The following is a 23,154-nucleotide window of genomic DNA, read 5'->3' as shown; positions in this document are numbered from 1 at the left end:
GTCCGCCCCCAGATCAGTCACGCTTGGACACGATACCGCCGCCGGCGTGCAGCCCGTCCCCTCGCGGGGCCTCGCGGTACGGCCGCCGCACCGACCCCGGGCCGGGCGGCTCCGGGCGCCCCTTGAGCCGGTCGGACGAGGCCAGCTGCCACGGCACGCTGGTCACCATCACGCCCGGCACGAACAGCAGCCGCCCCTTGAGCCGCAGCGCGCTCTGGTTGTGCAGCAGGTGCTCCCACCAGTGCCCCACCACGTACTCGGGCAGGAACACCGTCACCACGTCGCGCGGGCTCTTGCGCCGCACGCTCTTGACGTACTCCAGCACCGGCCGGGTGACCTCCCGGTACGGCGAGTCCAGGATCTTCAGCGGGACGGGCAGGTCGAGGGCGTCCCACTCGCCCTGAAGCCGCTGCGACTCCTCCGAGTCGACGGCCACGGTGACCGCCTCCAGGGTGGAGGGCCGGGTCGCCCGCGCGTACGCCAGCGCCCGCAGCGTCGGCTTGTGCAGCTTGGACACCAGCACGATCGCGTGGTTGCGGGCGGGCAGCGCCACGTCCTCGCCGGTGGGGGTCAGCTCCTCGCGCACCCGGTCGTAGTGCCGCCGGATGCCCTTCATGATCAGGAACAGCACCGGCATGGCGATGCACACGATCCACGCGCCGTGCGTGAACTTGGTCAGCAGCACGACCACCAGCACGAACCCGGTCGTGGAGCCGCCGACCGCGTTGATGATCCGCGAGCGCTTCATGTGCCGGCGCTTGGCCGGGTCGGTCTCGGTGACCAGGTGCCGGTTCCAGTGCCGCACCATGCCGATCTGGCTGAGCGTGAACGACACGAACACGCCCACGATGTAGAGCTGGATCAGCTTGGTGACCTCGGCCTGGAAGGCGTACACCAGCAGCCCGGCCATGGTCGCCAGGATGATGATGCCGTTGCTGAACGCCAGCCGGTCGCCGCGGGTGTGCAGCTGGCGCGGCAGGTAGCCGTCGCGCGCCAGGATCGAGCCGAGCACCGGGAAGCCGTTGTAGGCGGTGTTGGCGGCCAGGAACAGGATCAGCGCGGTGACCACCGCGATGTAGAAGAACGGCAGCGAGTCGCCGCCGAACACCGCCGAGGCGACCTGGGTGAGGATCGGCTCCTGGATGTAGCCGGCCCCCACCGGCTGCCCGTTGCGCAGCAGGTCGTGGGCGGGGTTCTCGGCCACCCGCACGTGCGACTCCAGCGCCAGCACGATCACGCCGCAGAACATGGTGACCGCGATCATGCCCATCATCAGCAGCGTGGTGGCGGCGTTGCGGCTCTTGGGCTTGCGGAACGCCGGCACCCCGTTGCTGATCGCCTCCACGCCGGTCAGCGCGGCGCAGCCGGACGAGAACGCCCGCAGCAGCAGGAACAGCACGGCGAACCCGGCCAGGTCGCTCTGCTCGGCGCGCACCTCCAGGTCGGCGGTCGGCGCGCGCAGGTGGTCGCCGAGCACGCCCAGCCGGAACAGCCCGTAGACGACCATGCACAGCACGCCGACGACGAACGCGTAGGTGGGGATCGCGAAGAACGTCCCGGACTCGCGGACGCCCCGCAGGTTCATCACGGTCAGCAGCGTGATGATGGCCAGCGCGGCGATCACCGGGTTCTCCCCGATGATCGGGACGGCCGAGCCGATGTTGTCCACCCCCGACGACACCGACACCGCGACGGTCAGCACGTAGTCGACCAGCAGGGCACTGGCCACGGTGAGCCCGGCGTTGGGCCCCAGGTTGACGGTGGCGACCTCGTAGTCGCCGCCGCCGCTGGGGTAGGCGTGGACGTTCTGCCGGTACGACGCGACGACGACCGCCATCAGGAAGACGATCGCCAGGGCGATCCACGGCCCGTAGGCGTAGAATGACGCTCCGGCGACCGCCAGCATCATGAGCAGTTCCTGCGGCGCGTACGCGACCGAGGACAGCGGGTCGCTGGCGAAGATCGGCAGCGCGATGCGCTTGGGCAGCAGCTGTTCGTGCAGCTGCGTGCTGCGCAGGGCCCTGCCAACGACCAGCCGCTTGACGAGGTCGGAAGCCTTCGACACGGATGAGACTCTAGCCGCCGGTGCCGCGCCGTTCGCACCGGCCCGTCCCGGGCGTTCCGGTGGCTGGAGGTCCGCCCGGTTGGGTAGTACTTGCCTGGGCGGATGTGTAGTTTTGCAGCCCGGCATGGATCGTCCGAGCGGGACCGATCCTGGGGGTAACCGGAGAAGGAACGGCCGTGCATATCGTGATCATGGGCTGCGGGCGGGTGGGGTCGACGCTCGCCCACATCCTGGAGGACAAGGGCCACTCGGTGGCCATCATCGACCAGAATCCCGAGGCGTTCCGCCGGTTGCGCAGCGGCTTCAAGGGCCGGCGCATCACCGGGTTCGGGTTCGACCGCGACGTCATCGCCGAGGCGGGGATCGAGCAGGCGTCGGCCTTCGTGGCGGTCAGCAGCGGCGACAACTCCAACATCATCTCCGCCCGGGTGGCCAGGGAGACCTTCGGCGTCGACAACGTCGTCGCCCGCATCTACGACCCGCGCCGCGCCGAGGTGTACCAGCGGCTCGGCATCCCGACGGTCGCGACCGTGCGGTGGACGGCCGACCAGATCCTGCGCCGGCTGCTGCCCGAGGGCGCCGAGCCGCTGTGGCGGGACCCGACCGGCGAGGTCGTGCTGGCCGAACTGGACCTCGGCCCCGCCTGGGTCGGCGACAAGGTGGCCGCACTGGAAGAGGCCGCCCGCACGCGGGTGGCATTTCTGTCACGGATGGGCGAGGCCCTGGTGCCCGAGGCCGACACCGTGATCCAGGACGGCGACATCGTCCACATCATGACCCGCGCCGACGACCTGGAGCGGGTCAACGCGGCGGTGGCCACGCGCAGCGAGGAGGACGTGTGATGCGGGTCGCGATCGCCGGAGCCGGGGCGGTGGGCCGTTCCATCGCCCAGGAGCTGCTGGAGAACGGCCACGAGGTGCTGCTCATCGACAAGAGCCCGCGCGCCATCAAGGTGGAGACGGTGCCGCGGGCCGAGTGGCTGCTGGCCGACGCCTGCGAGATCGCCTCGCTGGACGACGCGGCGCTGGAACGCTGCCAGGTCGTCGTCGCCGCCTCCGGGGACGACAAGGTCAACCTGGTGGTGTCGCTGCTGGCCAAGACCGAGTACGGGGTGCCGCGCGTGGTGGCCCGTATCAACCACCCCAAGAACGAGTGGCTGTTCAACGAGTCGTGGGGCGTGGACGTGGCGGTCTCGACGCCGCGGCTGCTGTCGGCCCTGGTCGAGGAGGCGGTCAGCGTCGGCGACCTGGTCCGGCTGATGACGTTCCGGCAGGGCGAGGCCAACCTGGTCGAGCTGACGCTGCCCGAGGACGCCCCGCTGGGCGGCGAGCGCGTCGGCTCGGTGTCCTGGCCGCGCGACACCGCGCTGGTGGCGATCCTGCGGGAGGGCCGCGTGCTGGTCCCCAGCGGCGACGACACCCTCGAACCGGGCGACGAGCTGATGTTCGTCGCCAGCCAGGACGTGGAAGAGGAACTCGCCGAACTCCTCGGCGCCCGCTGACCCCGCCCTGCGGGCGCCGAGCGCCCGCAGGGCAACACGGGGGTTCCAGGGGGTCGCTCCCCTGCGCGAAATGACGAGGAGCAACGGCCCGCGCTCTACGGGCACACCGCCCCTGTGCTCCTCGGGGGTTCCAGGGGGTCCCCCTGGGCGAAATCACGAGGAGCAAACGGCCCGCGCTCTCCGCGGGCACACCGCCCCTGTGCTCCTCGGCGCGCTTGGCCTAAGCGGAGGGACGGGGCGGGGTGAGGGGGGTGCGGCCGCGGGCGAGCAGCCAGACCATGGTGGCCAGGGCGGCGACCTGGAGCGGCCACCCCATCACGATCTTGGCGGGGCCCAGCAGGGCGCTCTGGTCGCCGTCGGCCAGGTAGATCGGGTACTGCACGGCCACGCGCAGCACGTTGGGCACCGCCAGCAGCCAGGTCAGCCGCGTGCACAGCCGCACCACGCCCGGGTCGGACCGCCAGCCGGTGGGGTCGCCGGTGACCGAGCCGATGATGAACCCCACCACCGGCCAGCGCACCGCGATCGAGAAGATCATGCCGACCGCGTAGGCGGCGTTGAGCAGGATGCCGGGGACGAACGCGTCCTCGGCCCGGCCCGAGCGCAGCGCGAAGAACGCCGCGATCGCGATGCCCACCAGGCTGTTGAGCACGAACTGCGGCGTGGAGCGCTGCGCGATCCGCACGACGAGCAGCAGCACCGCCGCGCCCACCCCGATGCTCGCGGCCAGCTTGACGTCCTTGCTCGCCACGTAGGCGGTGGTGAAGGCGATGGTGGGCACGGCGGCCTCGATCATGCCGCGGACGCCGCCCAGGGCCTTGGACAGCTGCGCCCGCACCGCCGCCTCGACCGTGTCGTGCGCGGCGCCCTCGCCACGCGCCGTGCCCTCGCCGGCCGCCGGGGCGGAGGTCCCCGCCCCGCCGGTCGCGCTCTCGTCGTCCGCGGCCACGCCGCCCCCGTTCGCCTCGCGCTCGTTCACCGGGTCGCCCCCGCCCGCGGCACGGTCACGCGGACCCACGCAGCTCGTAGCGGGGGTTGAACATGACCTTGCGACCGTCCTGCACGCTCACCAGGCCCTCGGCGCGCAGCCGCCGCCCCGGGTCGATCCCGGCGATCTTGCGGCGGCCCAGCCAGACCAGGTTGATCACGTCGGTGCCGTCGTAGAGCTCGGCCTCCAGGGCCGGCGCTCCGCCACGGGGCCGCAGGGTCACCGTACGTAGCGTACCCGCCACGCAGGCGCGCTTGCGCGCCGCGCAGGCGGTGATGGGGGTGGCGCCCTCCGCCCCGCTGGTCTTCTGCAGCTCCTCGGCCTCCATCTCGGCCTTGCTCGACGTCATGCGGCGCAGGAAGCGTCGCAGTCCGCCGCGTCCGCGGTCGGACTCGGGGGTCCTGCGTGTCTCGGCCCGCGTGTCGGCCGGCACCTCGTCCATGTTCGAAGCGTAAGGCATCCCAAGGAGGAACTGTCGGGGGTGACAGGGGTGAACCCGTGGAAACCGGGGCGACGTTCGACGAGTCGGGCGGGCGGCGCCGGTGCCGCGGCGCGGCGGCCCGTTCCGTCACCCAATCGAGACGCGCGACTTCGGCGGCCTCCCCCCGCCCGGGCCGCTCGACGTCTAGTTTTTGGTGGACGTCACCCTCGGTAGGCGGATCGCCACGGAGGGATTCTCATCGCAGGTCACGGCAGACGGTACGGGGACAGGATGCTGCGCAGGGGCAACGCACCGACTTGGAGGAACTGGACGGCCGGGGGCGCGGCCGCGACGCTCGCGGCCGCCCTCACCGCCCTGGCCACGTGCGGCGGAGGTGGAGACGAGACCGGCGGGGACGGACGGGCGGCCCGCGCGTTCGGGGCGGCGGCCGCGCCGTCCGTGCCGCCGCCCATCCTGATCACGCCCGCGCACGGGACGCGCGGGGTGCGGCCCGACCGCCGGGTCGTGGTCACCGCGCGGCGCGGGACGCTGCGCCGCGTCGTCGTGCGCGCCGCCGACGGCACCCGCGCGCCCGGACGCATGTCGCGCGACCGCCGCACCTGGCGGACGCGCTGGACGCTGCGTCCCGGCACCGCCTACACCGTCGACTCCGCCGGCGTCGAACGGGACCGCCCCACGGCCGCGACCGCCCGGTTCAGCACGCTGCGCCCCCAGGCCACGTTCGGGATCGCCGACGTGACGCCCCGCGCGGGCGAGGCGGTCGGGGTCGGCATGCCGGTCATCGTCGTCTTCGACCGGCCGGTGCTCGACCGCGCGGCCGTGGAGCGGTCCCTGGAGCTGCGCATGAGCCGTCCCGTGCCGGGCGCGTGGCGCTGGCTGGACGGCCGCCAGGTGGTGTTCCGGCCGCGCCGGTTCTGGCCCGCCGGGCAGCGGGTGGCGCTGGTGGCGCACACCGCGGGGGTGCGGGCGGCGCCGGGCGTGTACGGCAGGTCCGACCACGCGACCGGCTTCCACGTGGGCCCGTCCCGGATCAGCACCGTGGACGTGCCGCGGCACCGCATGACCGTGCGGGTGAACGGCCGTGCCGTGCGGTGGGCGGGGATCAGCGCGGGCAAGGGCGGGGTCCGCAAGTACACCACCACCAGCGGCGTCCACCTGACCATGGGCAAGGCCGACCCGGTGGTGATGTCGTCGGCGTGGATGGGCGTCACCGACCGCAAGGACCCCCGCTACTACAAGAAGACGGTCCGCCACGCGGTGCAGATCTCCTCCAGCGGCGAGTACGTCCACTCCGCGCCCTGGTCGGTCCGCTCGCAGGGGCGGGCGAACGTCAGCCACGGGTGCGTGAACGCCTCCCCGGAGTTCGCCCGCTGGTTCTACGGGCAGTCGCTGCGGGGCGACGTCGTCACCATCCTCGGCACCGACCGTCCCCTGGAGTGGCACAACGGCTGGGGGTACTGGCAGCTTCCGTGGTCGGTGTGGCGGGCGGGCAGCGCGCTGAAACACCCCGTCCGGCCCTCGCGCCTGTGACGGCCGCGCGGGTCAGCGGGCGGCGCGGGCCTTCTGGATGGCCTGCTCGAACGCCGACAGCGGCTGCGCGCCGAAGAACGGCTCGCCGTTGATCAGGAACGCCGGGGTGCCGGGGACGCCGAGCCGCTGGCCGAACGCGAAGTCGTCCTCGACGGCCCCGCGGACCTTCTTGTCGCGGCGGTCGGCGTCGAAGCGGGCCAGGTCCAGTCCGGCGCGGCGGGCCACGTCGCGCAGGAACGCGTCGTCGATCTCGCCGCTGTTCATGCGGGGCTGCCGCGCGTACAGCGCGTCGTGGAACTGCCAGAACCGGCCCTGCCGGGCCGCCGCGCGGGACGCCACCGCCGCCCGCATGGACTCCTTGCCGAACGTGGGGAAGTCGCGCCAGATCAGCCGGACCACCCCGGTGTCGATGTAGCGGCGGGTCAGCTCGGGCTTGGTGCGGCGGGCGAACGTGCCGCACTTGGGGCACTGGAAGTCGCCGAACTCCACGATCGTGACCGGCGCGTTGTCGCTGCCCTTGAACAGGGCGGGGTCGGCGGGCGGCGGGGTGGGCCCGGCCCACGTCACCGTCGGGGTGGGGTTGGGGCTCGGGGACGAGGGCGCCTCCACCTCGGGAATGCCGGCCTGCCCGTCGGCGCGGTCGGACGTCCGGTCACCGTCGCGGGTCAGCGCGGCGAACGCCATCACCCCCAGCACGACGATCGCGGCGGCGACGGCGACGGCCGGGCGGGACCGCCCGCCGAACAGGCGCGCGAGCGGGCCGCCGCGCCGCCCGTCGCGCTCGTCATCCGTCCCCGCCTCGATCACGTCCGCGGGCTCGTCACCGCTCTGCGGCACCGCACGCCTCCCTTTCCTCCACACGGCCGGTCCGGCCCCAGTCTGGATGATCGGAGCGCCCCGTGCCGACTCCGCCACGGCGGAGTACCGTCCAGGTTGTGCAGGCTCATGAACTGGCGAGGCCCTTCCCCGTCACGCGGCTGGACGCCGACGCGCTGGAGGCGGCCCGGATGCTGGCCGAGCAGCGACTGCCCGGGCTGATCGTGGTGGACGACGAGGAGCACCCGGTGGCGGTGCTGCCCGGGTCGCAGATCCTGCGGTTCGTCGTCCCGCGCTATGTCCAGGACGACCCGACCCTGGCCCGCGTCTACGACGAGGGCCACGCCGACCGCATGTGCCAGCGGCTCGGCGGCCGGAAGGTGCGGGACGTGCTGATCCCCGAGAGGGCGCCGCACCTGCCGGTGGTGCCCGGCGACGCGCAGGCGATGGAGATCGCCGCGCTGATGGCCGACGCGCACAGCCCGGTGGTGGCGGTCGTGGACGGCCACGAGCGCGGGCGGGCCCGCCTGATCGGCGCCATCACCGTGTCCGACCTGCTCGGGCGGCTGCTGCCCGCGTCCGCCACCCCGCAGGACGGCTGAGCGCAGGACGGCTGAGCGCAGGACGGGCCCATGGTCGATGGGCCCGGTCCTGCTCCGCCCGCGGGGGCCGCGGGGGCCGATCCGCGGGCGACGGCGGGGTCAGCGGACCTCGGTGATCTCCGGGCCGCGTTCGAAGGGGTCGAAGGTCTGCACCTTCTCCTCCTCCTGCTCCTGCTCGTCGGCCTCGTTGAACTCCTTGGGAACGCGCAGCTCCAGCAGCTCGCGCGGGGGCATGGGGTGCTCGCCGCGGATCACCACCACGTTGCGCAGCACGTCCTCCAGGACCTGCCACTGCTCCTCGTCCTGCACCGCGGCGCCCTGCACCACGGCCTGCAGGAACCAGCGCGGCCCGTCGACGCCCAGGAAGCGGATCAGCTGCGGCGCCCAGCCCTGGTCGATGAACTCCTGAGGGATCTGCTCGCGCACCTCCTGCGGCATCTCCGCCAGGACCTCCTCGGTCAGCGCGGCGGGCACCATGGCCACCATCTCGGGACCGAACGGGCCCTCGCCCTCCTGGACCTGGCCGTTGGCCTGTTCCTGGATGTCCGTGGCGGTCTCACGGCGCACGTCGTCCCAGATGCCGCTGCGCTTGGGCGCGGCGAAGGCCTGCAACTGCATGGCGCTCTCGCCGTACTGGACGAGCACCGCGACCGGCCGGGCGTCCAGCGGGTTGCCCTCCTCGTCGACCTGGGTCGCCTCGAAGTTCACCTGGAAACCCAGCCCCTGCGCCACGGGGACCAGCAGGGACCCGAAGTCCAGCCGCTGCATCTCGGGGTAGGAGTCCTGGGAGTCCCACGGCCCGCTGTCGGAGAGGGCCTCCTGCGCGGGAGCCTCGGTCTCGGCCTCGGTCTCGGCGTCCGCCGCCTCCGCCCGCTCGTCGGCTGTCCGCTCGGGCTCCTCGGCGGGCTTGTCGGCCTGCCGGCGACGTCCAAAAGCCACGACTCACGCTCCTTCGTTACCGTACCGATTATCCGCGAACCCGCCCGTGGAGCCGAAACCGTTGTCCCCACGGGCGGACCCGGGAAGCTGGGCGACCTCGTGGAAGACCGCGTGTTCGACCCGCTGCACGACCATCTGGGCGATGCGGTCGCCGCGCCGCAGCCGGACGGTGGCGCGTGGGTCGGTGTTCAGCAGGGTCACCTTGATCTCACCGCGATAGCCGGCATCGACCGTACCCGGTGCGTTCACAATGGTCACCCCCAACCTAGCGCCCAAACCGGAACGCGGGTGAATGAACGCGGCATAGCCGTCCGGCAGCGCGATCGCCATGCCGGTGGGCACCATCGCGCGCTCTCCGGGGGCCAGTTCGACGTCGACCGCGGCGACCAGGTCGGCGCCGGCGTCTCCGGGATGGGCGTACGCGGGCAGCGGCAGGTCGGGGTCGAGCCGCTGGATGAGCACGTCCACCTTGCTCACGAAGTCACCTCGCTGGTCGGTCGGGCGCCGCCGGGAACCGTCCGAGCGTACCGAGGGCGGCGCGGTGAACGGTGCCGAGCACGCCGCGCCGGAACGCCGAAAGGACTTTACCTACAGCCTGATGACCACTTCCGGGGACATTGCACCGTGTGACGCCTCGATCGCGTAGTGTCACTTTCGTCGTGTTTCGCTTCCGTGGTCGCGGGAGAGGGGGCCGCAGTGAGGCGCCAGGTCGCCGTCCACCGGTCGCTCGACGGCGTCCGGGTCCGGCTGTCGGGCCGGCACGACCTGGGCCGTCCGGTCACCTCGGTGGCGCGGGTCGCCGTCGCCGACCGGCTGCACGAGTTCTCCGCCGGCACCCGCGCCGACGCGCTGGCCTGGGCCGAGGACATCGGCGTGCGGCGGCTCGACCAGGAGTTCCGCATCCAGGGCGGACGGCTGCGCACGGGCCGCACCGCGACCCGCGACCCCGGCACCGGCGTGCGCGAGCCGGTGCTGGCCGCGATATGGGAGGGACGCCGCCACGCGGTGTTCACGCACCTGTACCACGCGCGCCCGGCCGACGCGGTGGCGTTCTTCGACGCGCTGCGGCTCACCGAGCACGACGACGGGATCATCGCCGTGCCGCGCGGCCGCGCCCGCCGCCGCGAGTCCTCGGTCCCGTCGTCACCGGCGGCCTCCGCCATCACCGACGCCATGCTGGTGAAGGAGGTGCCGGGTCTCGGGCTGCTGGAGATCACCGCGCTGGACGCGCGGACCCGGCGGCGCCTGCCGCCGTGGCGGGGCGCGTCGGTCGCGGGCGGGGAGCTGTTCCAGGACACCGTGCCCGGGCAGGGCCTGTACTTCCTGCTGGCGCTGCGGTCGCTGCTGGTCACGGTGCTGCCGGAGGAGCATCTGGCCGAGCGGATCCCCGGACGGCTGGCCGGGCTGGCGGTCGAGGCGGTCCGGTGACGGCCGGGCTGGCGGCCGGGATCGCGGCGGTCACGGTTCCGGTGGTGCTGGCCGTCTCGCTGTGGGGGCACGCGCGGCGTCCCGGGGTGCTCGTCGCTGCGGTCCGGGCGCACGGGACGGTGCCGGGTCCGCTGGTGCGGCCGGTGGCGGCGCTGGCGGTGGCGGCGGAGGCGGTCACCGGCGCGGGGGCCGCGGCGGGGCTGCTGCTGGGCCTGGACGATCTGCTGCGCGCCTGCCTCGCTCTGGCCGCCGTCCTGCTGGGGGCCTACGCGCTCTATGGGACGCACGTGGCGAGGACCCGCCCGCACGCGGTGCCCTGCGGGTGCGCGGGAGACGCCTCGACGCCCATGACCGGCTGGGTCGCCGTCCGCGCGGGCGCGCTGGCGGTCCTGGCGCTGGCCGGTGCCGTCTGGGGGCCGCCCGCCTCCCGTCCCCCGGCCGAGTCGTTGATCGTCGTCGCCATGGGGCTGGTGTGGGCGGTGCTGCTGTGGTCGCTTCCGCCCGCCATGGCGCAGGAGCGGGAGAGGAGCCCGGCCGGATGAGCTTCGAGACCAGTGCGCTGCTGGTGACGTGGGCGGCGCTGCTTCTGCTGGCCCTGGTGGTGGCCGGGCTCGTCCGGCAGGTGCACGCCCTGGGCCGGGGCGCCCCGCGCACCACGCCGCTCGGCCCCGCCCCGGGGTCGCCCGCGCCCGGGTTCGACCGCCTCGGCCCCGGCCTGCTGCTGTTCCTGGACCGCGACTGCGGCGTGTGCGCGCAGGTCCTGGCGGCCGCCGGGACGCTCGGCCGCCCGGTTCGGGCGATCTTCTCCGGCCCGGCGCCGGCCGACGCGGCGCCGGCCGCGGCGACCGTCCTGGCCGACGAGCACGACGGCCTGTTCGCCGCGTACCGCATCCCCGCCACGCCGTTCGCGGTGCTCGTGGACGACACCGGGCACGTGCGCGCCGCCGAACCCGTGGGCTCACCCGAGGCCCTGCGCGAGCTGGCGGCGCGGGAGGCGGCACGGTGATCAGCCTGGAGGACGTGCCGCCCCTGCGCGGCCCCCGCCCGCCGGGCGCCGGACGCGTCCGCCGCCGCGTGCCCGGCGAGCGCCCGCCCCTGCTCGGGCGGCGCGGGCTGCTGGCGGGGCTGGCCGCCGCCGGGGCGACCGCCGGGCTGCACGCGCTCGGCGTGTTCCCGCCCGCCCGGCAGGCCCTGGCCGCCGGTTTCAGCCTGGCCGGCTACTACGACATCTATCCGCGCTGCCCCTCCTACGCGCACGACCACAACTGCTCCCCCGGCTGCGGGCCGAGCCTGGTGTGCCCGACCTGCTGCCGTACCAGCGGCGGGCACAAGGGCTTTCACAAGTCGGGCGCGTCCCACCCGGGCAAGTACAAGCTGCGTCCCAACCAGTGCTACGGCGGCGGGTACGACGGCTGGCTGTGGGCGTACGCCGGCAAGTGCGGCAACTGCAGCGGCGGCGTCACCTGGCGGTGCCACGACGGCTGGAAGAAGTCCAGGCGCGGCAACTGGTACAGGACCATCTGCCGTAAGGCGATGTCGTGCCGCACCACCCCCTCCCCGAAGGAGGCCCCCGTGCCCGACGTCGAGTGGGACGACGACGACTTCGACTGGGTGAAGAAATGACGGTCGCCTCGGACGCGCCCGCCGCGACCGGGCGGTTGCGTCGCGGCCTGACCGAGCCGCTCCTGCCGGTCGCCGCGCTGGCACTGCTCGCGGTGGCCGCGGCGGCGCGGGACGCGACCGTCCTGTGCTGGGCGTCGGTGGGCGCGCTGGCCGGGTACGCGCTGTCGGGCTCGGTCTGAACGCGTAACAGCGAGTCGACGCTGTTCTCGCCAGGTTGGCGGGCTCCGGTACGGCAGGGCGAGGTCCTCGCCGTCTTCACCCTCGGTCTTGTGCTCGGGGGGACGCTCAGCGCGGCGGTGGTGTGGCTGCTGTCCGGCCTGGCGGCGCCCCTGCCGCCGCCCGGGCGCACGGCCGCGATCCTGGTGATCGCGGCCCTGGGTGCGGCCCGTGACTTGGGGCTGGTGTCGCTGCGGCTGCCGCAGAACGCCCGCCAGATCCCGCAGGAGGTGCTCCTCGGCCGCCTTCGCGCGGGCGCGCTCCAGTTCGGCTTCGAACTCGGGACGGGCGTCCGCACCTACGTGCCGGCGACCACCCCGTACGTGCTGGCGCTCGGCCTGCCGCTCAGCCACCAGGGCCCGGCGGCGACGCTGCTGACCGGGGCGGCCTTCGGCGCGGGCCGCGCCCTCAGCGCCGCCCTCACCTATCTGTCCCGCTCCCCCTCCCGCGCCGCCCTCATCGCCCTCCGCCTCCCGGTCCTGGTCAAGACGACCGCCCTGGCCGCGCTCACCGCCCTCACATGGCTCTATCTCGGCTAGAGCACTCGGCGGGAACGACGGCGCGCGGGGCGACGGAGCGGGAACCATCGGGCGGGATGGGGCGTCGGAATGAGCGGGTTTGTTCGCAGGAGGGGCCGGACGTGCACGAGATCGCGTGGATCTGGGCGCCACTCCTGACGCTGCTGTCCTCGCTGGTGACCGCCGACGGCGGGCAGGGCGCGGCGCTGGCCTTCGCGCTGGCCGGGCTGCTGGTGGCCGTCGCGGCGACCGCGGCCGTCCGGGCGGAGCCGCGCGTGTCGCCCGCACGGGTCCGCACGACGCTGCGGGAACGGACGCTCCGCACGGCCTTCCTGCCGCAGCGCGACCCGGACGCGGCGGGACGGCCCCGTCCCAGAGCCCCCGGGGCGGAGATCGCGACCTCGATCCGCTGATCTCCGACTCCCGAAGGGCTTTCACTCATGTTCGTTCTCGACGCTCCGGTGTCGCTCGCCCATGATCTGGTCACCGCCACGGCGGACGCGCTGGGCTTCCTGGGCGACGGGCCGTCCGTGGCGGCGGCGATCGTCGTCGTCACCGTGCTCGTCCGGGGGCTGCTCGTGCCGCTGGCCGTCGCGCAGGCGCGCGGGGAACGGGCCCGCGTCCGGCTGCTGCCCAAGATCAAGGCACTGCGGGACAGGCACGGCAAGGACCCCATGCGGCTGCGCCGCGAACTGCAGGCGCTGTACGCCGAGGAGGGCGCGTCGCCGTTCGCCGGAATCGGGCCGGCGCTCGCGCAGATGCCGGTGCTCGCCGTGATGTACCGGCTGTTCGTGTCGGCCACCGTGAACGGGCACCAGAACCTGCTTCTGGCGCACACCCTGCTGGGCACTCCGCTCGGCCAGAACTGGATCGGCGTCGCCGGGGGCGCCGGGATCCTCGCGCCGCCGTCGCTGGTGTTCCTCGGGCTGTTCACGCTGCTGGCGGCCGTGGCGTGGTGGACGTCCCGGCACGCCGAAGGGCCGCTGCGGCTGCTGCCGTTCGGCACGGTCGTGGTGGCGGCGTTCCTGCCGCTGGCCGCCGGGGTGTACCTGTTGGCGTCCACGACCTGGACGGCCGCCGAGCGCGCCGTGCTGCGCCGCCGGATCGTCATGGCTTGACGCCTCACCGGGCGCGGGTTTCCATGGAAACCGAACATCATTCTGATCGAGGGATGCGGTCATGGCGGCGACCACGGCGCGCACGGCACGCGACATCGACCTGTCGGACCTGAACTTCTGGTCCCGCCCGCCGCACGAGCGGGAGGCCGCGTTCGCCGCCCTGCGCGCCCGCGAGCATCCGGCGTTCTTCCCCGAGCTGAAGCTGCCGTTCATCCGCACCGGGCCCGGCTACCACGCGCTGGTGCGGCACGCCGACGTGGTGGCGGCCAGCCGGGCGCCCGAGATCTTCAGCAGCGAGCCGTGCTCCAACAGCATCGCCGACCTGCCCGGCTACCTGGCCCGCTACTTCGGCTCGATGATCAACATGGACGACCCGCGGCACGCGCGGCTGCGCCGCATCGTGTCGCGGGCGTTCACCCCCCGCGTCCTGGCCAAGCTGGAGGAGGACCTGCGGGCCGAGGCCGTCCGCATCGTCGACGACGTGCTGGCCGACGGACCGGGGGACTTCGTCACCGACGTCGCCGCCCGGCTCCCGGTCCGGGTGATCTGCGACATGATGGGCATCCCCGAGCACGACCGGCCCATGGTGTACGACCGGACGAACATCATCCTCGGCCTGGGCGATCCCGAGTACACCGGCGGACGCCGGTTCGCCCGCGACGGCATCACCCGCACCGGCGTCCTGTACGGCCTCGCCAAGGTGATGACCGCCGGGTACGAGCTGAACCACCTGGCCATGAAGCTGGCCCGGCGGCGCCGCCGCGACCCCGGCGACGACCTCGTCTCCGCGCTGGTCCGGGCGAACGTCGACGGGGAGGCGCTGACCGACCAGGAGATCGGCTCGTTCTTCATCCTGCTCGTGGTGGCGGGCAACGAGACGACCCGCAACGCCATCGCGCACGGGCTGAAGCTGCTCACCGACAACCCCGGGCAGCGGGCCCTGCTGCTGGAGGACTTCGAGGGCCGCATCGGCGGCGCGGTGGAGGAGATCGTGCGGATGGCCACCCCGGTCATCCAGTTCCGCCGCACGCTCACCCGCGACCACGAGCTGAACGGTCACCGCTTCCGCGCGGGCGACAAGGTGCTGCTGTTCTACAACTCCGCCAACCGCGACGAGACGGTCTTCGCGAACCCGGACGTCTTCGACATCACCCGGTCCCCCAACCCGCACGTCGGCTTCGGCGGGCCCGGACCGCACTTCTGCCTGGGCGCCAACCTGGCCCGCCGCGAGATCACCGTGATGTTCCGGGAGCTGTTCGGGCGGCTCCCCGGCATCCGCGCCGCCGGGGAGCCCGACCGGCTCTACTCCAACTTCATCAACGGGATCAAGCACCTGCCGTTCACGTACTGAGCGGCGTTCAGGGCAGCAGGCCGAGGCGTCCGGCGAGCCGGGAGCGGTGGTCGCGGGGCGCGCCCAGCAGCAGCTCGTCGGTCTTGGCGCGCTTGTAGTACAGGTGCGCGTCGTGCTCCCAGGTGAAGCCGATGCCGCCGTGCAGCAGCAGGTGGTCCTTGGCGACGCGGAAGTACGCCGGGCCGAGGAACGCCTGGGCGAGCGCCGCCGCCACGGGCAGCTCCTCGGGGTCTTCGTCGGCCGTCCACGCCGCGTACCGGACGATCGACTCGGCCTGCTCCAGCGTGCAGTGCATGTCGGCCAGCCGGTGCTTGACGCCCTGGAACGACCCCACGTACCGGCCGAACTGCACGCGCAGCTTGGCGTACTCGACGATCGTGTCCAGGCAGCGGCGCATGCCGCCGAGCTGCTCGGCGGCCAGCGCGACCGCGGCCAGGTCCAGGGCGCGGCCGATCGCGGCGTCGGCGTCGGCCGCGGCGATGCGGCGCCCGGGTGTGCCGGCGAGGTCGACGCGGGCCTGCGGGCGGGTGAGGTCGAGCGTCGTCAGCGGCGTCCGCTCGCCGCCCTCGACGGCGAACAGCGCGGTGGCGCCGTCGGCCTCGGCCGCGATGATGATCAGGTCGGCGTCGGCGCCGTCGAGGACGCGCGGCAGGGTGCCGGTCAGCCCCCGCCCGTCCCACGACGGCAGTCGTTCACCGGGCTGCGGCACGGCGAACGTGGCGATCGTCTGCCCGCTCGCGATGCCCGGCAGCAGGTCCTTGGCGGCCTGCTCGTCCCCCGCCGCGAGCAGCACGTTCGCCGCCAGGACGGCCGAGGCGAGATAGGGGGCGGGGGTGAGGGCGGCGCCCAGTTCCTCCATGACCACGGCGACCTCGGCGTGCCCCGCGCCCGCGCCGCCGTACGCCTCGGGGATCGCCAGCCCGGCCAGGCCCAGCTCTCCGGTCATCCGCCGCCACACGTCCCGGTCGTAGGGCTCGTCGGACTCGGCGATCTCGCGGACGCGGGCCATCGGCGCGGTGTCGGCCAGGAACGCCCGCACCGACGCCGCCAGTTCCCTCTGCTCCTCGGACGGGATCAGCCTCATCGGCCCGCCACCTTCGCCTGCGTGCCGACCTTCAGCTCGCGGAACGGCACGTCCCGGTCCACCTGCGGCTCGCGCGGCAGCCCCAGCACCCGGTCCCCGATGATGTTGCGCATGATCTCGTTGGTGCCGCCGCCCAGCGCCATGCCGGGCGCCCACGACAGCGCCCGCGCGATCCTGCCCTCGCCGGGCCCGGCGTAGGCGACCGTCTCCGGGCCGAGGATCTCACTGGCCGTGTCGGCGGCCGACAGCGTCAGCTCGGCCAGCAGCAGCTTGGCGACCGACCCGCGCGCCCCCGGGTCGATCCCGGCCTTGACCTCCTGCGACAGCCGCGCGCTGAACAGGTCGAACGCCCGTTCCCGCACGTACAGGTCGACGAGCAGGTCGCGGACGGCCGGGTCGGCGAGCAGCCCCCGGTCGCGCGCCGCCGCCGACATCGCGTCGAACGAGGCGGGCCGTTCGGTGCGGGCGGCGCCCATCCCGATGGACACCCGCTCGTGCAGCAGCGTGGTGACGGCCGCCTGCCAGCCGCCGTTCACCTCCCCCACCACCCGGTCGGCGGGGACCCGCACGTCGTCGAAGTACACCTCGTTGAAGTGCGCCTCGCCGGTCATGTCGCGCAGCGGCCGGACGGTCACGCCGGGGTCGTGCATGTCCACGATGAACATCGTGATGCCCCGGTGCTTGGTGGCGTCCGGGTCCGTCCGCGCGATGAGCAGCCCGAAGTCGGCCTGCCGCGCCACCGACGTCCACACCTTCTGCCCGTTGACGACCCAGCCGTCGCCGTCGCGGACGGCCCGGGTCTGCAGCGACGCCACGTCCGACCCGGCGCCCGGCTCGGAGAACAGCTGGCACCAGATCTCCTCGCCGCGCAGCAGCGGCGGCAGGTGACGCCGTTTCTGCTCCTCGGTACCGAGCGACAGGATCGTCGGCCCGCACATGCCGAGGCCGATGCCGAACACCCCGATCGGCAGCGTGAAGTCGCGGGCGGCCTGCTGGAAGGCCCGCTCCTCGGCCGCCGACAGGCCCTGCCCGCCGTACGCGGCGGGCCAGGTGATGCCCGAGTACCCCGCGTCGTACAGCCGCGCCATGAACGCGCGGGCCGTGGCCAGGTCCGGATCGGGCGGCAGCTCGCGGGTGTTGGCCTCCAGCCAGGCACGCGCCCGGCGGCCGTACTCCTGCAGGTCCGTCACAGGGCGGCTCCTCCCAAGGTTGTCAGCGCTCACTTACGCTAGCGCGTGCCCCTCCGAAACGGAACGCCATTCGGTGTACCCCGTGCGGCGCGGGTCAAGGAGCGGGGGCCAGGTCGACGTCGACGGTGAGGGGGGAGGTGCCGTCCTCGACGGTCAGGTCGGCGATGCGGCCCGCGGCGGCCAGGTCGGCGGCGGCGATCGCGGACGCGGCGGCACCGCGCACGACCGCGCGGGCCACGTCGGCGCGCATGGACGCCTTGGCCTCCGACTTGGCCTTGCGGATCTGCCGCAGCGCCGCGGCGGTGGCCGCCAGGACCGACGGGTCGCCGCCCCCGGGCAGCTCGGCGGCGACCGGCCAGGCGGCGCGGTGCACCGACCCGTCCCGCCACCACGACCAGACCTCCTCGGTCACGAACGGCAGGATCGGCGCGAACAGCCGCAGCAGCACCGACAGGGCGGTGCGCAGCGCCGCGCGCGCGGACCCGGCCGCGGCGCCGTCACCGTAGGCGCGGGCCTTGACCAGCTCCAGGTAGTCGTCGCAGAACTCCCAGAAGAAGCGCTCGGTGCGCTCCAGCGCGCGGGTGTAGTCGTGGTCCTCGAACGCGGCGGTGGCGTCCTCGACGACGTCGGCGAGCGCGGCCAGCATCGCCAGGTCGAGCGGCTCGCTCACGGCGTGCCCGCCCGGCTCGCCCAGGCCCAGCACGAACCGGGACGCGTTGAGGATCTTGATGGCGAGGCGGCGGCCCACCTTGATCTGGCCGGTGTCGAACGCGGTGTCGGTGCCCAGGCGCCCGCTCGCCGCCCAGTAGCGCACCGCGTCCGACCCGTGCTGCTCCAGCAGCCCCAGGGGCGTGACGACGTTGCCCTTGGACTTGGACATCTTCTTGCGGTCCGGGTCCAGGATCCAGCCCGACAGCGTGGTGTCGGTCCACGGCAGCGAGTCGTGCTCCAGATGCGCGCGCACGACCGTGGAGAACAGCCAGGTACGGATGATCTCGTGCGCCTGCGGGCGCAGGTCGTAGGGGAAGACGCGGGCGAACAGCTCCGGGTCGTCCTCCCAGCCGCCGGCGATCTGCGGGGTGAGCGAGGAGGTGGCCCAGGTGTCCATGACGTCCGGATCGCCGGCGAAGCCCCCGGGCTTCCCCCGCTGGTCCTCGGTGTAGCCGGGCGGGGCCTGGGCGGACGGGTCGACCGGCAGGGCGTCCTCGGGCGGCGTGATCACCTCGCCGGGGACGGGCTCGCCGTCGCCGTCCAGCGGATACCAGACGGGGACCGGCACGCCGAAGAACCGCTGCCGGGAGACCAGCCAGTCGCCGGCGAGCCCCTCGACCCAGTTCTCGTAGCGGACGCGCATGTGCGGCGGATGCCAGTTCAGCTCCCGGCCGCGTGCCAGCAGCCGCTCGCGCAGCGCCGCGTCGCGGCCGCCGTTGCGCAGGTACCACTGCCGGGTCGTGACGATCTCCAGCGGCCGGGTGCCCCGCTCGTAGAACTTGACCGGGCGCACGACGCGGCGCGGCTCGCCGTCCAGGTCGCCGGACTCGCGCAGCATCCCGACGATCTCCTGCCTGGCCGCGGCGACCGTGCGGCCCGCCAGCCGGGCGTACGGCGCGGCGGGCACCCCGGCCGGCGGGTCGGCGGCCAGCCGGCCGTCCCACCCGATGATCGCCCGGGTGGGCAGGTCGAGCTCGCGCCACCAGGTGACGTCGGTGACGTCGCCGAACGTGCAGATCATCGCGATGCCCGAGCCCTTGCCGGGGTCGGCCAGCCGGTGCGCCACGACGGGGACCTCGACGCCGAAGACCGGCGTGCGGACGGTGCCCCCGAACAGCTCCCGGTAGCGCTCGTCGTCGGGGTGCGCGACCAGCGCGACGCAGGCGGGCAGCAGTTCGGGACGCGTCGTCTCCACGTACACGGGCCGGTCGCCGCCGTGGAAGCGCAGGCGGTGGAACTCGCCGGGGTGGTCGCGGTCCTCCAGTTCGGCCTGCGCGACGGCGGTGCGGAACGTGACGTCCCACAGCGTGGGGGCCTCGGCCCGGTAGGCCTCGCCGCGCGCCAGGTTGCGCAGGAAGGCGCGCTGCGACGCGGCGCGGGCGCGGTCGCCGATGGTGGTGTAGAGCAGGCTCCAGTCGACCGACAGGCCGACCCGGCGCCAGACCTCCTCGAACACCCGCTCGTCGATCGCGGTGAGCCGCTCGCACAGCTCGATGAAGTTGCGGCGGCTGACCGGGATCGGGCGGCGGGGGTCGGGCTCGGCGGGCGGCTCGAAGTCGGGCTCGTACGGCAGCGAGGGCTCGCAGCGCACCCCGAAGTGGTTCTGGACGCGGCGTTCGGTGGGCAGGCCGTTGTCGTCCCACCCCATCGGGTAGAACACCGCGCGGCCGCGCATGCGCTGGTACCGCGCGATCGTGTCGGTGTGGGTGTAGGAGAAGACGTGGCCGACGTGCAGGGACCCGCTGACGGTGGGCGGCGGGGTGTCGATCGCGTAGACCTCGTCGCGGGGGCGGTCGCGGTCGAACCGGTAGACGCCGTCGGCGTCCCAGCGGCGTACCCACTTGTCCTCCAGGCCGTCCAGTGAGGGCCTGGCGGGAACGTCGGGGATGCGCGGCTGTCCGGTCATGCACCAATGGTAGGAACAACGCCGCTGGTCCGCGCGTGAATTAACGCCCCGTCCCGGGGGACGCTCCCGGTCGCAGGACGGACTTCCCGTGCCCGGTAGGGGGCTTCCGGTAGCGTCGGGGCGAGTCAGGACAACGGGAGGACGAGCATGGCCGAGAAGGGCGACATCGGCTGGCGGATCGTGGCGGGGGCCGCCGCCTTCGCCGGCGGCTTCGCCGCCAGAAAGGTGATCACGCTGGCCTGGAAGAAGACCACCGGCAAGGAGCCGCCGACCAATCCCGAGTCCCCCGAGGTCGCGCTGAGCGAGGCCGTCGGCTGGGCCGTGATCATGGGCGTGGGCATGGAGGTGGCCCGGCTGCTGGCCACCCGGGCCGCGGCGCGGCAGTGGGCCAAGGGCACCGGCGAGCTGCCCTCCCACCTGAAGGTGGACGTCTGACGCACCCCTATTGGATAGGGGGTCCAGCGCCCGCGTATCGTGGTCGGTCCCGCACCGTCGGAAGGGACCGGCCACGATGCCTTTTCTGGACGCGATCAGCTTCCCGCACGAGGACGAACTGCGCGCCGAGCGCCGCAGGATGATCGAGACGATGGCGGAGCTGTCGGACGAGGAGTTCCAGTCGGGGCGGACGCTGTGCTCCCGGTGGGCGCCTCGCGACGTCCTCGCCCACGTGATCTTGCTGGACTACCCTCTGGCGTCCTACCTGCCGCACGGCCCGCGCATCAACGCCGCCAACCAGGCCCAGGTCGAACGCGCCCGCCGGCTGTCGCGGGACCGGCTGATGGAGTGGGCCGCGCACTGGGCCGACCGGCCCAGCGTCACCAGCCGCGCCGGCGCCGCGTTCCTGCTCGGCGACCTCGGCATGCACCACCAGGACGTCCTGCGCGGACTGGGCCACGAACGGACCGTGCCCGACACGGTCGCCACCGCCATCTTCCGTGAGGGGCTGCAGCTGAGCCTGTGGCTGAACCGTCGCGTGCTGCGCCACCGCCTCGTGCCCACCGACGGCCACCGTCCCGTGGGGCGGGGCCCGGAGGTGCGCGGCACGCGGGAGGCGCTGGGAATGTGGCTGGCCGGACGCGACTCGGTGAAGGGGGAACTGGAGTTCGTCTGACCGGCCCGCGGCCCGCGGCTCCGGCCCGGCCGGTCACAGGCGCCGCCCTACCGGTCAGCGGCGGCGCCCGGCCGGTCAACGGCGGCGCCGACCGGGCCGTGGACCCTGGCGGTGCGGCGGCCGATGGCGGGAACCACCGCATCACGACCAGGGTCGGCCCGTTCGGTCACCAGCCTCGGCGGGCCGGCCCGGCGGGGAGGGGGTCAGTCGCCGGGCGGAGGCGGAGCGGGCGGCGGGAGCTGCCCGGAGCCGGGCGCGGGGCCGGGCGGCGGCAACCGGCCGGGGGAGCCGTCGTCCGCCGCCTGCCGGGCGGGGGCGTCCAGCCCGGCCCGCGGGGGCGGCACGGACCGCGTGAACGGCGACGCGGGCGGCTGGGCGGGGGTGTGGCGTCGCAGGTCGGCGCGCACGGCCTCGGCGACACGCCTGGTGGCGGTCCGGTTGAGGGCGGCCCCGGCGGCGGCGCCGGTGAGGAACGGCCCCAGCGTGCTCATGCTGCGGCCGAAGGAGCGCATCAGCCGTTTGCGCAGGGCCACCTTGGCGGCCGAGCCCAGCGCGTTGGTGAACGACCCGCTCTCCATGGGATGGATGCCGCGCTGCCTGCCCCAGGCGGTCAGGAACGCCGCGGCCCGCGTGGCGCCCGAGCCCTGCACGCGCAGCCCGTACACCTCGTGCAGTTCGGCGATCAGCTTGACCTCGATCGCCGCGACCACGAGCGTCTCGGCGGCCAGCTGTGCGGGGGCGGTGAGCAGCAGGGGCGGGGCGGCGAACTCGACCGCGGCCAGCGCGCCGCCGGCCGCGCCCACCGCCGTGGTGGCGTTGCACGCCACCCGGACCAGGCTGTCGGCCAGTTCCTCGCCCTCCAGCCCCCTGTGGTGGGCGCGCAGGGTCTCCAGGTCGCGGACGGGGATGTGCGGCGCCGCCGCGGTGAGCGCGTCGGCCAGCAGCCGGCCGCGCGCCAGACCCGCGGCACCCGCCCTGCGCACGCTGCCCGCCAGCAGGTGGGTCAGCCGCGCCAGCAGGCGGCCGCGGGTCTCGCCGTCCATGTCCTCGTCGGCCGACAGGCGGCCGATCAGCGTGCCGATCTCGGCGGAGGAGTCGGTGGCGCGCTCGGCACCGGCCTCGCCCGGCCGGACGGGGGCGCGGTCGCCCGGCCCGGCGGCCTCGCCGCCGCCATCCGGGTCGCCCGGCGGGACGGCCGCCCCGTCGCTCGGCGCGACGGCGTCGTCGCGCGGCGCCTCGTGCGCCGCGCGATCGTCGTCGTGCTCGCGCCCGCGGTCTCCCGTCACCGGCCGCTCCTGCCCATCACGCCGCCGGAACACCTCAGGCGGCGCACTCGCGGCAGACGGGCTGGCCGTTCTTCTCGGTGGCCAGCTGGCTGCGGTGGTGCACCAGGAAGCACCGGCTGCAGGTGAACTCGTCGGCCTGGCGCGGCACCACCCGGAAGGTGAGCTCCTCGTTCGACAGGTCGGCACCGGGAAGCTCGGCGACCTCGCCGGCGTCCAGGTCCTCGTCGATGATGCTCGCGGCCTTGTCGGCGCGGCGGGCCTGGAGCTCCTGCAGGCTGTCCTCGCCCAGTTCGTCGTCTGTCTTACGCGGGCTGTCGTAGTCGGTCGCCATCTTCTATCTCCATCCCCCTCAGTCCTTTATGCGCCCCGTCGCGCGGATCTAACGCTCGGGGGACTCGTCTTGTGCCCGATCCGGGCGGGAAATTCTGTCACGGGTAGTGACCCCTGACACGCAAGACGCGACCGGTCCCAGTCGTGACACCGGTCACCGGGATCGATCCCATATGTGTGTCGTCGGTCACATGTCCGGCCGGGCGTCACGGCGTCCATCAGTACCGGGACCCCCGGCGGGGCACCCCGCGGCGGCCGGATCATACCTGTCCCGTAGGGCTTGTGCGCACCGGCCGCACCGCGCGGCGCGCGGCCGTGTCCGGCCGTCCGCGCCGGACGTGGCATCTTGATCGGTCCGGAGCGAACCGGAAGCTGCGGTGAAACGTCTGACCTAACGCG

26 protein-coding genes are annotated in these 23,154 nt (G+C 73.9%); 15 read left to right on the top strand and 11 right to left on the bottom strand.

Going from position 1 to position 23,154, the window contains the following annotated elements; all coding sequences use genetic code 11:
• Positions 1-13 precede the first annotated feature (13 nt).
• Positions 14-2,065 (bottom strand): APC family permease, encoded by a 2,052-nt coding sequence (locus tag ABZ801_RS23120; RefSeq protein ID WP_344959297.1) that lies wholly within the window; start codon positions 2,063-2,065, stop codon positions 14-16.
• 176 nt (positions 2,066-2,241) lie between these two features.
• Here ABZ801_RS23120 and ABZ801_RS23115 point away from each other — a divergent pair, with 176 nt between their 5' ends.
• On the top strand, positions 2,242-2,907 hold the full coding sequence (locus tag ABZ801_RS23115) for a TrkA family potassium uptake protein (protein WP_344959295.1): 666 nt from the start codon (positions 2,242-2,244) through the stop codon (positions 2,905-2,907).
• A complete protein-coding gene (locus ABZ801_RS23110; protein WP_344959293.1) occupies positions 2,907-3,566 on the top strand; it encodes a TrkA family potassium uptake protein in 660 nt (219 codons plus the stop codon). The genes ABZ801_RS23115 and ABZ801_RS23110 overlap by 1 nt, the downstream gene beginning before the upstream one ends.
• Before the next feature lie 220 nt (positions 3,567-3,786).
• Here ABZ801_RS23110 and ABZ801_RS23105 read toward each other — a convergent pair whose 3' ends face one another.
• The gene (locus ABZ801_RS23105; protein WP_360701204.1) at positions 3,787-4,404 is read right to left on the bottom strand and encodes a DUF3159 domain-containing protein; all 618 of its coding nucleotides are present in this window, start codon (positions 4,402-4,404) and stop codon (positions 3,787-3,789) included.
• Between the two features lie 166 nt (positions 4,405-4,570).
• Positions 4,571-4,996, bottom strand: coding sequence for an OB-fold nucleic acid binding domain-containing protein (locus tag ABZ801_RS23100; protein ID WP_344959291.1), 426 nt, complete (start codon positions 4,994-4,996; stop codon positions 4,571-4,573).
• A gap of 270 nt (positions 4,997-5,266) precedes the next feature.
• Between ABZ801_RS23100 and ABZ801_RS23095 the strand changes: the two genes are divergently transcribed.
• A complete protein-coding gene (locus ABZ801_RS23095; protein WP_360701054.1) occupies positions 5,267-6,526 on the top strand; it encodes an Ig-like domain-containing protein in 1,260 nt (419 codons plus the stop codon).
• Between the two features lie 12 nt (positions 6,527-6,538).
• Here ABZ801_RS23095 and ABZ801_RS23090 read toward each other — a convergent pair whose 3' ends face one another.
• Positions 6,539-7,363, bottom strand: coding sequence for a thioredoxin domain-containing protein (locus ABZ801_RS23090; protein ID WP_360701051.1), 825 nt, complete (start codon positions 7,361-7,363; stop codon positions 6,539-6,541).
• A gap of 98 nt (positions 7,364-7,461) precedes the next feature.
• On the opposite strand from ABZ801_RS23090, the gene ABZ801_RS23085 reads away from it, so the two are divergent.
• Positions 7,462-7,944, top strand: a complete 483-nt coding sequence (locus ABZ801_RS23085) for a CBS domain-containing protein (protein WP_360701048.1) — start codon at positions 7,462-7,464, stop codon at positions 7,942-7,944.
• Between the two features lie 99 nt (positions 7,945-8,043).
• Here ABZ801_RS23085 and ABZ801_RS23080 read toward each other — a convergent pair whose 3' ends face one another.
• Positions 8,044-8,883 carry a DUF3710 domain-containing protein gene (locus ABZ801_RS23080; RefSeq protein ID WP_360701045.1) on the bottom strand — a complete coding sequence of 280 codons (840 nt, stop codon included), beginning with the start codon at positions 8,881-8,883 and terminating at the stop codon, positions 8,044-8,046.
• Between the two features lie 3 nt (positions 8,884-8,886).
• Positions 8,887-9,351, bottom strand: a complete 465-nt coding sequence (dut, locus tag ABZ801_RS23075) for a dUTP diphosphatase (RefSeq protein ID WP_344959401.1) — start codon at positions 9,349-9,351, stop codon at positions 8,887-8,889.
• Positions 9,352-9,579: 228 nt separating this feature from the next.
• Here dut and ABZ801_RS23070 point away from each other — a divergent pair, with 228 nt between their 5' ends.
• The 9 genes from ABZ801_RS23070 to ABZ801_RS23030 all read left to right on the top strand — a co-directional run bounded on the left by ABZ801_RS23070 (position 9,580) and on the right by ABZ801_RS23030 (position 15,137).
• Positions 9,580-10,311: a hypothetical protein gene (locus ABZ801_RS23070; RefSeq protein WP_360701043.1), complete on the top strand. Its 732-nt coding sequence runs from the start codon at positions 9,580-9,582 to the stop codon at positions 10,309-10,311.
• On the top strand, positions 10,308-10,853 hold the full coding sequence (locus tag ABZ801_RS23065; RefSeq protein ID WP_360701040.1) for a MauE/DoxX family redox-associated membrane protein: 546 nt from the start codon (positions 10,308-10,310) through the stop codon (positions 10,851-10,853). The genes ABZ801_RS23070 and ABZ801_RS23065 overlap by 4 nt, the downstream gene beginning before the upstream one ends.
• Positions 10,850-11,317, top strand: coding sequence for a hypothetical protein (locus ABZ801_RS23060; protein ID WP_360701037.1), 468 nt, complete (start codon positions 10,850-10,852; stop codon positions 11,315-11,317). The genes ABZ801_RS23065 and ABZ801_RS23060 overlap by 4 nt, the downstream gene beginning before the upstream one ends.
• Complete coding sequence (locus ABZ801_RS23055; protein WP_360701034.1) at positions 11,314-11,934, top strand: hypothetical protein; 621 nt, start codon at positions 11,314-11,316, stop codon at positions 11,932-11,934. The genes ABZ801_RS23060 and ABZ801_RS23055 overlap by 4 nt, the downstream gene beginning before the upstream one ends.
• The gene (locus ABZ801_RS23050) at positions 11,931-12,113 is read left to right on the top strand and encodes a hypothetical protein (protein ID WP_344958517.1); all 183 of its coding nucleotides are present in this window, start codon (positions 11,931-11,933) and stop codon (positions 12,111-12,113) included. The genes ABZ801_RS23055 and ABZ801_RS23050 overlap by 4 nt, the downstream gene beginning before the upstream one ends.
• 90 nt (positions 12,114-12,203) lie before the next feature.
• Positions 12,204-12,689, top strand: coding sequence for a hypothetical protein (locus ABZ801_RS23045; RefSeq protein ID WP_360701031.1), 486 nt, complete (start codon positions 12,204-12,206; stop codon positions 12,687-12,689).
• Between the two features lie 101 nt (positions 12,690-12,790).
• On the top strand, positions 12,791-13,081 hold the full coding sequence (locus ABZ801_RS23040; RefSeq protein ID WP_344958523.1) for a DUF6412 domain-containing protein: 291 nt from the start codon (positions 12,791-12,793) through the stop codon (positions 13,079-13,081).
• A 27-nt stretch (positions 13,082-13,108) separates the two neighbouring features.
• Positions 13,109-13,786 (top strand): membrane protein insertase YidC, encoded by a 678-nt coding sequence (gene yidC, locus ABZ801_RS23035; RefSeq protein WP_360701026.1) that lies wholly within the window; start codon positions 13,109-13,111, stop codon positions 13,784-13,786.
• A gap of 61 nt (positions 13,787-13,847) precedes the next feature.
• Positions 13,848-15,137 (top strand): cytochrome P450, encoded by a 1,290-nt coding sequence (locus ABZ801_RS23030; protein ID WP_360701023.1) that lies wholly within the window; start codon positions 13,848-13,850, stop codon positions 15,135-15,137.
• A gap of 7 nt (positions 15,138-15,144) precedes the next feature.
• Here the strand turns inward: ABZ801_RS23030 and ABZ801_RS23025 are convergent, their stop codons facing one another.
• The 3 genes from ABZ801_RS23025 to valS form a co-directional block, all read right to left on the bottom strand.
• Positions 15,145-16,221 (bottom strand): acyl-CoA dehydrogenase family protein, encoded by a 1,077-nt coding sequence (locus ABZ801_RS23025; RefSeq protein WP_360701021.1) that lies wholly within the window; start codon positions 16,219-16,221, stop codon positions 15,145-15,147.
• The gene (locus ABZ801_RS23020) at positions 16,218-17,411 is read right to left on the bottom strand and encodes an acyl-CoA dehydrogenase family protein (RefSeq protein ID WP_360701018.1); all 1,194 of its coding nucleotides are present in this window, start codon (positions 17,409-17,411) and stop codon (positions 16,218-16,220) included. The genes ABZ801_RS23025 and ABZ801_RS23020 overlap by 4 nt, the downstream gene beginning before the upstream one ends.
• Positions 17,412-17,505: 94 nt before the next feature.
• Positions 17,506-20,028, bottom strand: a complete 2,523-nt coding sequence (gene valS, locus ABZ801_RS23015) for a valine--tRNA ligase (RefSeq protein WP_360701015.1) — start codon at positions 20,026-20,028, stop codon at positions 17,506-17,508.
• A gap of 147 nt (positions 20,029-20,175) precedes the next feature.
• Between valS and ABZ801_RS23010 the strand changes: the two genes are divergently transcribed.
• Positions 20,176-20,463 carry a DUF4235 domain-containing protein gene (locus ABZ801_RS23010; protein ID WP_344958535.1) on the top strand — a complete coding sequence of 96 codons (288 nt, stop codon included), beginning with the start codon at positions 20,176-20,178 and terminating at the stop codon, positions 20,461-20,463.
• A gap of 76 nt (positions 20,464-20,539) precedes the next feature.
• Positions 20,540-21,139 carry a maleylpyruvate isomerase family mycothiol-dependent enzyme gene (locus ABZ801_RS23005; protein ID WP_360701012.1) on the top strand — a complete coding sequence of 200 codons (600 nt, stop codon included), beginning with the start codon at positions 20,540-20,542 and terminating at the stop codon, positions 21,137-21,139.
• Positions 21,140-21,342: 203 nt separating this feature from the next.
• Here the strand turns inward: ABZ801_RS23005 and ABZ801_RS23000 are convergent, their stop codons facing one another.
• Both ABZ801_RS23000 and ABZ801_RS22995 read right to left on the bottom strand, forming a co-directional pair.
• On the bottom strand, positions 21,343-22,425 hold the full coding sequence (locus ABZ801_RS23000) for a hypothetical protein (protein WP_360701009.1): 1,083 nt from the start codon (positions 22,423-22,425) through the stop codon (positions 21,343-21,345).
• Between the two features lie 34 nt (positions 22,426-22,459).
• Positions 22,460-22,756, bottom strand: coding sequence for a DUF4193 domain-containing protein (locus ABZ801_RS22995; RefSeq protein ID WP_360701006.1), 297 nt, complete (start codon positions 22,754-22,756; stop codon positions 22,460-22,462).
• Between the last annotated feature and the right edge of the window lie 398 nt (positions 22,757-23,154).

It is taken from the genome of Actinomadura sp. NPDC047616, assembly GCF_040642915.1.
Taxonomy (GTDB): domain Bacteria; phylum Actinomycetota; class Actinomycetes; order Streptosporangiales; family Streptosporangiaceae; genus Spirillospora; species Spirillospora miaoliensis.
This window is presented reverse-complemented; position numbering and strand designations above follow the sequence as displayed.

What these genes read in the sequence shown, in the direction of transcription:
- ABZ801_RS23110 (WP_344959293.1), top strand. Translation starts at nt 2,907, where the DNA reads ATGCGGGTCGCGATCGCCGGAGCCGGGGCGGTGGGCCGTTCCATCGCC.
- ABZ801_RS23100 (WP_344959291.1), bottom strand. Translation starts at nt 4,996, where the DNA reads ATGGACGAGGTGCCGGCCGACACGCGGGCCGAGACACGCAGGACCCCC.
- ABZ801_RS23095 (WP_360701054.1), top strand. Translation starts at nt 5,267, where the DNA reads ATGCTGCGCAGGGGCAACGCACCGACTTGGAGGAACTGGACGGCCGGG.
- ABZ801_RS23060 (WP_360701037.1), top strand. Translation starts at nt 10,850, where the DNA reads ATGAGCTTCGAGACCAGTGCGCTGCTGGTGACGTGGGCGGCGCTGCTT.
- ABZ801_RS23050 (WP_344958517.1), top strand. Translation starts at nt 11,931, where the DNA reads ATGACGGTCGCCTCGGACGCGCCCGCCGCGACCGGGCGGTTGCGTCGC.
- yidC (WP_360701026.1), top strand. Translation starts at nt 13,109, where the DNA reads ATGTTCGTTCTCGACGCTCCGGTGTCGCTCGCCCATGATCTGGTCACC.
- ABZ801_RS23030 (WP_360701023.1), top strand. Translation starts at nt 13,848, where the DNA reads ATGGCGGCGACCACGGCGCGCACGGCACGCGACATCGACCTGTCGGAC.
- ABZ801_RS23025 (WP_360701021.1), bottom strand. Translation starts at nt 16,221, where the DNA reads ATGAGGCTGATCCCGTCCGAGGAGCAGAGGGAACTGGCGGCGTCGGTG.
- valS (WP_360701015.1), bottom strand. Translation starts at nt 20,028, where the DNA reads ATGACCGGACAGCCGCGCATCCCCGACGTTCCCGCCAGGCCCTCACTG.
- ABZ801_RS23010 (WP_344958535.1), top strand. Translation starts at nt 20,176, where the DNA reads ATGGCCGAGAAGGGCGACATCGGCTGGCGGATCGTGGCGGGGGCCGCC.
- ABZ801_RS23005 (WP_360701012.1), top strand. Translation starts at nt 20,540, where the DNA reads ATGCCTTTTCTGGACGCGATCAGCTTCCCGCACGAGGACGAACTGCGC.
- ABZ801_RS22995 (WP_360701006.1), bottom strand. Translation starts at nt 22,756, where the DNA reads ATGGCGACCGACTACGACAGCCCGCGTAAGACAGACGACGAACTGGGC.